This is a genomic window from Marinobacter sp. (assembly GCF_033722195.1).
Classification (GTDB): Bacteria; Pseudomonadota; Gammaproteobacteria; order Pseudomonadales; family Oleiphilaceae; genus Marinobacter.
Genome location: NZ_JAWVZL010000094.1, coordinates 1 through 11,649, shown reverse-complemented (window position 1 = coordinate 11,649; position 11,649 = coordinate 1). Strand labels below are relative to the sequence as shown.

Below are 11,649 nucleotides of genomic sequence, written 5' to 3'. Positions count from 1 at the left end.
GCGCATCCCGCTGCCCAGCGCGGTAACGGACACGCTGCTGACCCATCTCAGCCAGGCCCTGGGCATCCTCACCAAGCGCAACTTCAATCGCATTGTCAGCCAGGGCAGCCTGCACGTCTGCGTGGGCCTCACCTCGGCCCACTACTTCATTGCCGGCGAGAAGAACTTCAACCAGTTCGTGACCGGAAACGAGCAGACCGCCGTCACCGAAGGCGAGGACGACAACCTGTTCCTCAGCGCCGCCCGCCGCCGCGACGACGCCTGGTCCGGCGCCCATGACGCGGCTCCCAGCGACGAGCGTCTGCGTTCGGCGGACAGCCCCATCACCTTCCGTGGCAGTGGTGGTTCCGCCGACGGCGGCCAACCCAACCGCAACCAGCCCCGTTTCCACCGCACCTTCCTGCTCAACACCAGTCCTGGCGGCTATTGTGTGAGTTGGGAGTCGGATGTCCCGCCGTCGCTGCAAGCCGGTGAAATCCTGGGCGTCCGGGAACAGCTGAACCACCCATGGAGCGTGGCGGTGGTGCGCTGGATTCGACAGGTGCGCAACCAGGGTACCCAGGTGGGCATCGAACTGCTGGCTCCCAGCGCATCCCCCTGCGGTGTGCGACTGATCCAGAAGGTCGGCAACAGCAGTGAATACCTGCGGGGCCTGCTGCTGCCGGAAATCAGCGCGGTCAATCAGGCCGCCACCCTGATCACCCCGCGGTTGCCGTTCCAGTCCGGCAGCCGGATCTCGCTGCTGCATGGTGGCCGCGAGGATGCCGGGCAGCTGTCGCGACGGGTCTCCGCCACCGGCAGCGTGAGTCAGTTCGAGCTCAAGCTGCAGAATCGCCTGCTGGCGGAAAAGGAAACATCCGCCACACCGGCAAGCAGCGCCAGCGAGGACGAATTCGACTCGCTCTGGCCCTCGCTATAGGCCGACGGCGACTGAGGACGGCCCTGGGCCTGCCCACGGGCCCGGTTTGTGCCAGTTTTACGCTTGTTATTGGCGGGCAAGCGCTGCATCATTCAAGGCCCCGATCACCGCCAGCAGAACCAAGAGATCGTCACGGTATGCAGAAAAAGAGCGCCACGGTTCACCTCCTGATCCTGGACCCCTCCCAGAACGACGCCGAAACCCTTGTCAGCCTGTTGCGAAATGCCGGCCGCGCTACCCGCGCCCACCGGGTAACGTCGGAGGAAGATCTGGAAGAAGCGCTCAAGACCGGCACCTGGGATTTGCTGCTGGCCCGGGACGTAGAGCAGGAAGTCACGCCTGAAACCGCCCTGTCCGCCATCAGGCGGGCGGACAAGGACATTCCTTTCATTCTGATGACCGGCGACTACGACCGCGAGCGCACCGTCAATTTTCTCAAGGCCGGCGCCCAGGATACAGTGCCGGCGGAGGCCACCGACCAGTTGGTGCTGGTGGCACGGAGGGAACTGGCAGCGCTGGACGAGCGCCGGCGCCGGCGCTCGCTGGAATCCCGTCTACGGGAAGCCGAACAACGCTGCCAACTGCTGCTGGAAAGCTCCAAGGACGCTATTGCCTACATCAACGACGGCATGCACATCTATGCCAACCAGTCCTACCTGGATTTCTTCGGCTACGACGACATCGACGAGCTGATCTGCATTCCGATCCTGGACACCCTGGCACCGGAGAGCCAGAACAAGTACAAGGACTTCATGAAGGCCTTCGCCGAGTCCGGTGAGGACGGCATGGCATTGAACTGCGTCGCCCGCCGCAGCGATGATCAGGAAATGAACATCACCATGACCGCCTCCCAGGCCACCTACGACGGTGAACTCTGCACCCAGATCGTGGTGCAGCCGGAGAAGAGTGACCAGGAGCTGGAAGAAAAGCTGCGCCAGATCAGCAGCCAGGACCTGCTCACCGGTCTCTACAACCGCCAGTACCTGATGGATGCCCTGAGCCATGCCATCGTTACCGCCGGCGAGAAGAACCAGGGCGGGGCCCTGGCCTACATCGCCCTGGACGATTTCATGGGCATGAAGGGCAAGGTCGGGATCGCCGGGGCGGACCTTTTGCTGGGGGATCTGGCCGCCCTGCTGCGGGACAGGACCGATGACAACATGATCCTGGCCCGGCTCAGTGACGACGCCTTCTGTATACTGGCGCAGCCCTGTGAGGAGCAGCACCTGGCCAACACCGCCGAGACCATCCGCAAGGCCATCGAGGACCACCTGTTCGACATCAGCGGCCGCACCATCCAGGTCACCGTCAGCATTGGTGTTGCCGCCATCACCGAGAACTCTCCCAAGGCCCCGGACCTGATGGGCCGCGCCCACACCGCCTCGGCGGAGGTCCGCAAGCGGGAAGGTCATGAGCGCGGCAACGGCGTGGTGGTCTACAACCCGGCGGATTTCGAGGAGCTTGGCGAGGACAATTCGGTCGAGGCCATCCAGAAAGCCCTGGACGAGGACCGTTTCCGGCTGCTGTTCCAGCCCATCATCAACCTGCGGGGCGAGGGCGAGGAACACTATGAGGCCTTCGTGCGGATGCTGGACAAGGACAACAACGAGGTCTCGCCCTATGACTTCCTGCCGCCCATGGGTCCGTCAGACATGGCCGGCAAGATCGACCGCTGGGTGACCCTGCAGACCATCAAGCAGCTGGCCAATCACCGCTCCCGCGGTCACGACACCCGGCTGTTCCTGAATGTGACCGGGGAAACCGTGCAGGACAAGACCTTCGCTCCCTGGCTCAGCGTGGCCCTGAAGGCGGCCCGGCTGCCAGGGGACTCGCTGATCTTCCAGATCCGCGAGGGCGATGCCACCAGCTACCTCAAGCAGGCCCGGGAGTTCGCCAAATCCATGCGGGAACTGCACTGCAAGATCTCCATCTCCCAGTTCGGATGCGCCCTGAACCCCTACAACACCCTGAAACACATGGATGTGGATTACGTCAAGATCGACGGCTCCTTCACCGAGGAAATCCAGAAAAGCGAGGAAGCCCGGGACAAGGTCAACGAAATGGTGGAGTCACTCCGAGGTCAGGGCAAGCTCACCATCATCCCCTTGGTGGAGAATGCCGCCGTGCTGGCAACACTCTGGCAGGCCGGGGTGAATTACATCCAGGGTTACTACCTGCAGGCGCCGGTGCCGGAAATGAACTACGACTTCGGCGATCAGTGAGTCTCGCTCTCCCGGAAACCGATCAGGTACAGGATCGCATCCAGCCCCAGGGTTGAGATGGAGTGCCGGGCCGACTCCTTGACCAGGGGCTTGGCCCGGAAGGCCACACCCAGGCCAGCCTGGCTCAGCATGGGCAGATCGTTGGCACCATCCCCCACCGCAATCACCTGCTCCCGGGAAACATTCTCCCGGCGGGCGATTTCCAGCAGCAGTTCGGCCTTGCGCTGACCATCCACAATGCGACCGGACACCCGCCCGGTGACCTTGCCGTCCTCGATTTCCAGCTCGTTGGCGTAGATGTAATCGATGCCCAGGCGCTGCTGCAGGTGCCTGGCGAAGTAACTGAACCCCCCGGACAGGATCGCGGTGCGATAACCCAGGGATTTCAGGCTGCGGATCAGGTGTTCAGCGCCCTCGGTCAGCCGCAGGCGCTCGGCGATGGCGGCCAGCACTGATTCGTCCAGGCCCTTGAGCAGGGCCAGGCGCTCGGCAAAACTCTCGCTGAAATCCAGCTTGCCCTGCATCGCCAGCTCGGTGATCTGTGCCACCTTCTCACCCACACCGGCCTCCCGGGCCAGCTCGTCGATCACCTCGGCCTCGATCAGGGTGGAGTCCATGTCGAACACCACCAGACGGCGGTTGCGGCGGAAGATGGAGTCCTCCTGGAAAGCGATGTCCACGTTCATCTCGCCGGCAATGTGTAGGAAGTCGGAACGCAGCTGCTCGGGGTCCTCGGGCGTGCCCCTGACCGAGAACTCGATGCAGGCAATGCGGTTGTCGGAGGCCTTCAGGGACGGTCGTGCCGACAGCCGGGTGATATTGTCGATGTTGAGACCATGGCGGGCGGTAATGGCGGACACCCGTGCGATCTGCTCGGCCTTGATGTCCCGGGACATCAGGGTGACGATGTAGCAGGCCCGGTTACGTCCGGAGGCCCACTGCTCGTATTCCTCGGAAGTGATGGGTGCAAACCGTACCTGCAGGTCCAGCGCATGGAGCCGGAACAGCAGCTCGCGGATGACATGGGATGCTTTCGACTCGTCCGGTATCTCCGCCAGTATGCCCCAGGTCAGGTGGTCGTGGATCACCGCCTGGCCGATGTCCAGGATGCGCACGTCATAGCGGCCCATGATGCCGGTGATTTCCGAAGTCAGGCCCGGCTTGTCACGGCCGGAGACGTTGATCAGGACCAGTTCACTCACGGTCGCTTTGCTCCTCTTCTGCCGACTCTGCCGATGGCGCGGCCCTGGCGGTCACCACTTCGATATCGTCGACCCGCTGCAGGCCCCGGGGCAGCTTGTGGCCACGACGGCCGCGCTCACCCAGATAGTGTTCCAGATCGCTGAACTGGAGGTTCATCTTGCGCTTGCCGGCCTGGATCTGGAGCTGGTCCGACGGCGCGAACACAGTCACCGCCACCACATACTCTTCCCGGTTCTGGACCCGGGCCGAGGGGATGCCGATGATCTTGTTGCCTTTACCCTTGGCCAATTCCGGAAGCTCACTCAGGGGGAACACCAGCATCCGGCCCTCGTTGGAGATGGCCGCCAGGTAGAGGGTCTCGTCGCGCCTGGGAATCGGCGTCGGGGTCATGATACGGGCGCCCTTGGGCACGTTCACCACCGCCTTGCCGTTGCGGTTCTTGCTGATCATTTCCTCCAGCGAGGTGACAAAGCCGTAGCCACCGTCGGTGACCAGCAGCACCTTGTCCCCGGGCTCGCCCACTAAAAGTCCGGCAAAGTCGGCGCCGGAGGGCGGATTGATGCGCCCGGTCAGGGGTTCACCCTGACCCCGGGCCGACGGCAGGGTATGGGCCAGCATGGAATAGGCCCGGCCGGTGGAATCCAGGAAGATGGCCTGCTGGTTGTTGCGGCCCCGGGCGGCCAGGGCAAAGCGGTCGCCGGCCTTGTAGCTCAAACCCTGGGGATCGATATCGTGACCTTTGGCGGCGCGTACCCAGCCTTTCTCCGACAGCACCACGGTGACCGGGTCGTTGGACACCAGGTCCAGCTCGCTGAAGGCGCGGGCCTCTTCCCGCTCCACGATCGGGGAGCGGCGGTCGTCGCCATAGGTCTCGGCGTCGGCCTTGAGTTCAGCCTTGATCAGTTCCCGCAGGCGGTCCTCGGAACCCAGGATGGCCTGCAGTTCGTCCCTTTCCGCCGCCAGCTCGTCCTGCTCGCCGCGGATCTTCATTTCCTCCAGCTTGGCCAGGTGGCGCAGCTTGAGCTCAAGGATGGCCTCGGCCTGGTCCGCGGACAGACCAAACCGGCTCATCAGCTCGGGCTTGGGCTTGTCGTAGTTGCGGATGATCTCGATCACCTCGTCGATATTGAGGTAGGCGATCAGCAGGCCTTCCAGAATGTGCAGGCGCGCCAGCACCTTGTCGAGGCGGTACTGCAGCCGTCGGGTGACGGTGACGCGGCGATAGTCCAGCCACTCCGTCAGCAGCGTGTGCAGGTCCTTGACCGCGGGCCGGCCGTCGTTGCCGATGACGTTGATGTTGACCCGGTAGGTCTTCTCCAGGTCGGTGCTGGCAAACAGGTGCGCCATCAGGCCGTCCAGGTCCACCCGGTTGGATCGGGGCACGATCACCAGGCGAGTGGGGTTTTCGTGGTCGGACTCATCCCGCAGGTCCGCCACCATGGGCAGCTTCTTGGCCTGCATCTGGCCGGCGATCTGCTCCAGGACGCGGTTGCCGGAGACCTGGTGCGGCAGATCGGTCACCACGATCTCGCCACTTTCGTTGACCCAGCGGGCCCGCATCCGCAGCGACCCGCGGCCAGTCTCGTAAAGCTGCCGCAGTTCCCGCCGGGGGGTGATGATCTCGGCCTCGGTGGGGAAATCCGGCCCCTTGATGTGCTCCAGCAAATCGCTCACCGACGCGTCCGGGCTGTCCAGCAGACGAATACAGGCGGCGGCCACCTCGCGCACGTTGTGGGGTGGAATGTCCGTCGCCATGCCCACGGCGATGCCGGTGGTGCCGTTGAGCAGCACGTGAGGCAGGCGCGCCGGCAGAGTGGCCGGCTCGTCCATGGTGCCGTCGAAGTTGGGCACCCAGTCAACGGTGCCCTGGCCCAGCTCACCGAGCAGCACGTCGGCAAAGGCCGCCAGGCGGGATTCGGTATAACGCATGGCGGCGAAGGATTTGGGATCGTCCGGCGAACCCCAGTTGCCCTGGCCGTCCACCAGCGGGTAGCGGTAGGAGAAGGGCTGCGCCATCAGCACCATGGCTTCGTAACAGGCGCTGTCCCCGTGGGGATGGAATTTGCCCAGCACATCGCCCACTGTCCGCGCCGATTTCTTGTACTTGGACGTGGACTTCAGGCCCAGTTCGGACATGGCGTAGATGATGCGCCGCTGGACCGGCTTGAGGCCGTCGCCCACGTTGGGCAGGGCCCGGTCCAGGATGACGTACATGGAATAATCCAGGTAGGCCTTCTCGGTGTAGTCCCGCAGCGCTACCCGCTCAAATCCTTCGTCCGTGGTCTGAAATTCTGGCATGTATGCCTCTTCTCACGCGGTTATGGTCACCCGCCTCTGGCCGGTGCTGGAACAAGCCCGCCATTATATGGAGCCTGAGCCCGAGACTCCAATGCCTTGCATATGCCAGCCCTGGCAGGGCCAATCAAATAGCGGAATTCACGCATGGAGGCAGCCGGGGGCAGCTCGTATTCTGCAAGTCCGGGTACAGGATTAACGAACTGCAACCTTCTGAAACATCTGAGCGTCCGCGATGAGAACCACCATCAAAGCCTGCCGTCTTGCCATGCTGACCGCGCTCGTCAACGGCTCTCTCGCACTGGCCCTGATGCTGCTGGTGGAGTTTGCCATCAGCGGCAGCTTCCGGCTCGCCGAACCCTACGTCTGGGCCGGACTGCTGATCGGGCTGGTCATTTTCAGTGCCCAGTTCTATCGCCAGCTGCGCCTCTGCCGCTGCAGTGAAGTCCGCGAAAAAGTCTCCCATCCCTAATCCGATACAGCCCTCCTCAACCGGTTTTTCTGCCCATAAAAAATATGCATAAGTTTGCATAAATCGCACACACGGCCCATTTGGCATCTGCTATCTTCTTAAAAAATGCCCAGGCAACGGACGCCCCCGGTTTGTTCCAACCCCAAGGAATAAGAGGAGCCGTTTCGACCATGCTTCGCAACCTCAGTTTCAAGACCAAGATTGCCCTGCCGTTTGTGATCATGCTGCTTGCCTTCCTCCTGGTGGGAGGCCTTAGCGTCACCACCTCACGGAGCCTGGTGGCGGATACCGATTTCCTCGCCGATAACCTGCTGCCGTCGGTCAGCGAGGTGCTCAATGCCGACCGGGACCTGTACCAAGCCCTGGTTGCCCATATGGCCTACATCAACGCACGGGAACAGGGTGATGATGGCGGCGACCATCTGGCGGATTTCGAGGAAAACGCAGAGCAGGCTCGGGCCCGCATGGATGCAGCCGCCGACCGTCTCGGGCTGGATGCTTCCAGCCCCCTGCTGAGTGGCTTTGACCGCGCCTACAATACCTGGCGGGCCTCGGCGGTGGCCTCCCTGGCGCTAGCGGAGCAGGGAGATACCGTTGCGGCCCGGCTGCGGCTCAATACCGAGACCAGCGAGCTATTCAGTACTTTGCGGGACTATTACGACAAGGTCGGCGCCCAGGCCGACGACCAGTCTGCCACCCGCGCACGGGAGGCCTCCGCCGAGGCCAGTCAGAGCACCACGGTCATCATCATGGTGACGCTGGCAGCGGTCGCCCTTAGCGCTGTCATCTTCCTCTTCGCCCTCAAACTGGTCAGTCGCTCCCTCGAGCTGCTGCGCCGGCGGCTGGACGATATTGCCCAGGGCGAAGGCGACCTCACCCGCCGTATCCCCGTGGAAAGCGACGACGAGCTGGGCCAGCTGGCGCAGAGCTTCAACCATGTACTGGAAAATCTGCAAGGCATGATCCGCACGATTCAGCAGCTTTCCAACCAGCTGGCGGAGGGCTCACGACAACTGGACCAGGCCGCCAACGACAACCGCGACGGGGTGAGCCGGCAGACCGACGCCATCGCCATGGTGGCCACCGCCATCAATGAAATGCAGAGCGCCATTGAGGAGGTGGCCGGTAATGCCGCCACCGCCGCCGAGGCCACCCAGCGGGCCCAGCAGAACGGCGAGCAGGGCGCCCGCATCATCCAGAGTTCGTCGGCCCAGGTACATCGCCTGGCAGCGGAAATCGCCAAGGCCGTGGAGGTGATCCGCAAACTCTCGGAGGATTCCGCCAACATCACCTCAGTGCTGGACGTGATCCGAGGCATCGCCGAACAGACCAACCTGCTGGCCCTGAACGCGGCCATCGAGGCGGCCCGCGCCGGAGAGCAGGGTCGCGGCTTTGCCGTGGTAGCGGATGAGGTCCGCACCCTGGCGCAACGCACCCAGAAGTCCACCCAGGACATCGACGACATGATCACGGCCCTGCAGAACGGCGTGGCGGAAGCGGTCAGGGTGATGGAAACCGGCAGCCAGGAGGCCAGCGCCACCGAGAAGCTGGCCACCGAGGCGGAAACCGAACTCAGCGCCATACTGCGAGCCATGAACGACATCAACGACGTCAACACCAGCGTGGCGTCGGCCACCGAGGAGCAGACCCAGGTGGTGGACGAGATCAATCAGAACGTCACCCAGATTAACGACCTGGCTCTGGAGGGCCAGACCCGGTCCGCGGGCATCAAAGATATCAGCGAGTCGCTGGCGGCATACGCCGAGCAGCTCAATGGCCAGGCCGGCCGCTTCAGGGTCTGAGGCGACCGGCCCGGTCAGGCGGGCGGTTACTGGCGGATGCCTTCCACCGAGATGATCAGGTCGACGGTCTCTGAGGCTGGCCCCAGGTCCTTGGGAATACCGAAGTCGTCCAGCCGGAGCTGGGCTTCGGCCTCAAAACCCATGCGGTAGCCGCCCCAGGGATCCTTGCCGTGGCCGATCATGTTCACGTCCAGGGTCACTTCCCTGGTCACGCCCCGCAGGGTCAGATCGCCCACGATCCGGGCCTCGCCTTCGCTGTCACCGGGAATCACCCGCTTGCTCTGGAAGCTGGCTTCGGGATGTTCATCCACGTACAGGAAGTCGTCGCTGCGCAGGTGCTTGTCCCTCTCGGCGTGGTTGGAGTCCACGCTGGCGGTATCTACCGTAACGCTGACCGAGCTCTCGGCGGGGTTGTCGGCGTTGTAGCTGAACTGGCCGTCAAACTCGTTGAAGCGACCGTAGAGCCAGCTGTAGCCCAGGTGTGAGATCTTGAAGATGATGAACTGGTGCTGGCCCTCGACGTCGAAGGCATAGGTGCCGCTGTGCTCGCTGGCCTGGACGCCCGCCGTCAGGGACAGCGAAACCAGGGACGCCGCCATCAGATTCCGGATACTCGCTTTCATGATTCACCTTCTCCTTCATTGGCCCCGCGGGGCTTGGGTTCACACTGCCTGCATTGGCTACCGGGATCGCGCCTCGCGGGCCTGCCGCGTGGTCACGATTCGACTCAGGGTCGCGTCCCGGTCGATGAAATGATGCTTGAGGCCCGCCAGGGCATGCCCGGTGGCCAGAACCACCAGGGCCCAGGCGGACCAGTAATGGATGTCGCCCACCACCAGCTCCAGGGCCTTGACCTCTCCGGTCACCGAGGGAATCTCGAACCAGTTGAATAGTTGGATGGAGGAGCCGCCACTGGTGGGGATCAGGTAACCGCTGGCCAGCACCACAAAGGTACCCAGGTAAAGCAGCCAGTGGGCTACCTTGGCGCCGACCACCTCGACGGCGCTGTGGTTGGGCAGGGCTCGGGGCTTGCGATCCACCAGGCGCCAGACCAGCCGAACGACCATGACGGCGATCAGCAACAGCCCGACGCTCTTGTGCAGGTGGGGCGCCAGGTTGTACCACTGGCTGTAATAGGACAGATCCACCATCCACCAGCCCGAGGCAAAGAGCCCGAACACGGCGATGGCCACCAGCCAGTGAAGCCCGATCATCAGGCCGCCATAGCCGCCTGCGGTGTTTCGCAACTGCATCGCGTCAGCCCTCCTTGCCACCCACCCGGAGCATCCAATTCTGTTGTACGAGTCTAGAAACAGCCACGGTCAATTCAAATCGAAATGTTTTGGCTGGCATGTTCAGAAAAACTGATGCTCCAGAAATTGAGCAGGAGCCACTTGACTTTTGTCTTATGTGGATTTTACGGATTGAGCCGGTGCATCAGCACGATATCATTATTGCATCACACGACGGCCGAAGCGGCACACGCTCACCGTCATGCCCAGGAACTTACGAGGAACAATCATGGAAGTGGAATTCGACGAACGGGTCGTCGTGCCCAGCAACAACTGAGCAAACATCGCCTGCAACCCAGGCATCGCAATCCGGTCCTGATTCTCAGCGACGCTGTCCTCCGGGGCCGCGCCAGGGCCAGATTGCAACCCTCTCCCTCCCTGGCCTCGTTGGGCGCCATCCCTCGTACCAACGTCATCTCCCCCTTGCCAGCTTCATGCCATCCCCATGGCGGTATCGGCAAACACTTCACCCAGCCATCGAAGTTATTGAAGTACCTTTTTAAACTCTGGTAACTTTTTGGAAAGTTTGGCATTCTCCCAGTTCGATCCATTTACGCCCAACCCGATCGGGCATCAGCGTTCAGGTTTTAAACAGGTCGGAAGGGCAGATGCCGGGGCCCTGCGACGCATTCGTTCAACGCTTTCAGTGCTGAGTTATGTCGAAGTTTCCGCCTCAACGATTGGTCGCCCCCGAGCTGGACCTCCTCGGTCCCATGCTTGATCGTAATGACTATGGCTGGAGCGCCACCTTTCAGGGCCTGACGCTGCGCACCGCCCTGCAGCCGATCTTCAGTATTTCCCACAAGCGTGTGGTGGGCTACGAAGCCCTGATCCGGGCCTTCGACACCGATAACGCCAGCGTACTGCCCCTGCACCTGTTCCAGTTACCCACCACCGAGCCCGAGAACGTGCTGCTGGATCGGCTGTGCCGCTACCTGCACATTCAGAATTATTCATCGATGAGTGACCAGGTGAACTGGCTGTTCCTGAACGTGTCGCCGAAAGTGGTGGCCAGCGGTCGCCAGAGCGACTCCTTCTTCGGCCAGCTGCTGGAGCGTACCGGTCTGCCGCCCCACCGGGTGGTGATAGAGATCGTGGAGCAACCCACCGACGACTCCCAGCAGCTTCGGGAAACCGTGGCCTACTACCAGTCCCTGGGCTGCCTTACCGCCATCGACGATTTTGGCGCCGGCCACTCCAACTTCGAGCGGATCTGGAACCTGTCACCAGACATCGTCAAGCTTGACCGGACCCTGCTGACCCGGGCCATTGAAGACAAGAAAGCCAGGCAGATCCTCAACGGCATCGCCTCGCTGTTGCACCAGTCCGGTTGCCTAGTGCTGCTGGAGGGGGTGGAGAGCCACGACCAGGCGATGATCGCCATCGACGCCGGCGTGGACTTCGTGCAGGGCTTCTACTTTTCCAGACCGAGCCTGGATCTGGC

Annotated in this window: 8 protein-coding genes and 1 pseudogene; 5 read left to right on the top strand and 4 right to left on the bottom strand. The window is 62.8% G+C overall.

Annotated elements, in window-relative coordinates; genetic code table 11:
- Nucleotides 1-919, top strand: a pseudogene (locus R3280_RS13700) (GTPase); the annotation flags it as partial.
- A 137-nt stretch (nucleotides 920-1,056) separates the two neighbouring features.
- On the top strand, nucleotides 1,057-3,141 hold the full coding sequence (locus tag R3280_RS13695; protein WP_318999172.1) for an EAL domain-containing protein: 2,085 nt from the start codon (nucleotides 1,057-1,059) through the stop codon (nucleotides 3,139-3,141).
- Here the strand turns inward: R3280_RS13695 and serB are convergent.
- Nucleotides 3,135-4,343: a phosphoserine phosphatase SerB gene (gene serB, locus R3280_RS13690; RefSeq protein ID WP_318999171.1), complete on the bottom strand. Its 1,209-nt coding sequence runs from the start codon at nucleotides 4,341-4,343 to the stop codon at nucleotides 3,135-3,137. The two genes, R3280_RS13695 and serB, sit on opposite strands and share 7 nt — an antisense overlap.
- Nucleotides 4,336-6,642, bottom strand: a complete 2,307-nt coding sequence (gene parC, locus R3280_RS13685) for a DNA topoisomerase IV subunit A (protein WP_318999170.1) — start codon at nucleotides 6,640-6,642, stop codon at nucleotides 4,336-4,338. Before parC ends, serB begins: the two co-directional genes overlap by 8 nt.
- A 232-nt stretch (nucleotides 6,643-6,874) precedes the next feature.
- Here parC and R3280_RS13680 point away from each other — a divergent pair, with 232 nt between their 5' ends.
- Nucleotides 6,875-7,111 carry a hypothetical protein gene (locus R3280_RS13680; RefSeq protein ID WP_318999169.1) on the top strand — a complete coding sequence of 79 codons (237 nt, stop codon included), beginning with the start codon at nucleotides 6,875-6,877 and terminating at the stop codon, nucleotides 7,109-7,111.
- Between the two features lie 170 nt (nucleotides 7,112-7,281).
- Nucleotides 7,282-8,913 carry a methyl-accepting chemotaxis protein gene (locus R3280_RS13675; protein ID WP_318999168.1) on the top strand — a complete coding sequence of 544 codons (1,632 nt, stop codon included), beginning with the start codon at nucleotides 7,282-7,284 and terminating at the stop codon, nucleotides 8,911-8,913.
- Nucleotides 8,914-8,939: 26 nt separating this feature from the next.
- Here the strand turns inward: R3280_RS13675 and R3280_RS13670 are convergent, their stop codons facing one another.
- Complete coding sequence (locus R3280_RS13670) at nucleotides 8,940-9,536, bottom strand: YceI family protein (RefSeq protein ID WP_413468783.1); 597 nt, start codon at nucleotides 9,534-9,536, stop codon at nucleotides 8,940-8,942.
- A gap of 57 nt (nucleotides 9,537-9,593) precedes the next feature.
- Nucleotides 9,594-10,166, bottom strand: a complete 573-nt coding sequence (locus R3280_RS13665; RefSeq protein ID WP_318999167.1) for a cytochrome b — start codon at nucleotides 10,164-10,166, stop codon at nucleotides 9,594-9,596.
- 752 nt (nucleotides 10,167-10,918) lie between these two features.
- On the opposite strand from R3280_RS13665, the gene R3280_RS13660 reads away from it, so the two are divergent.
- A partial coding sequence (locus tag R3280_RS13660; RefSeq protein ID WP_318999166.1) for an EAL domain-containing protein occupies nucleotides 10,919-11,649 on the top strand: 731 nt, incomplete at its 3' end.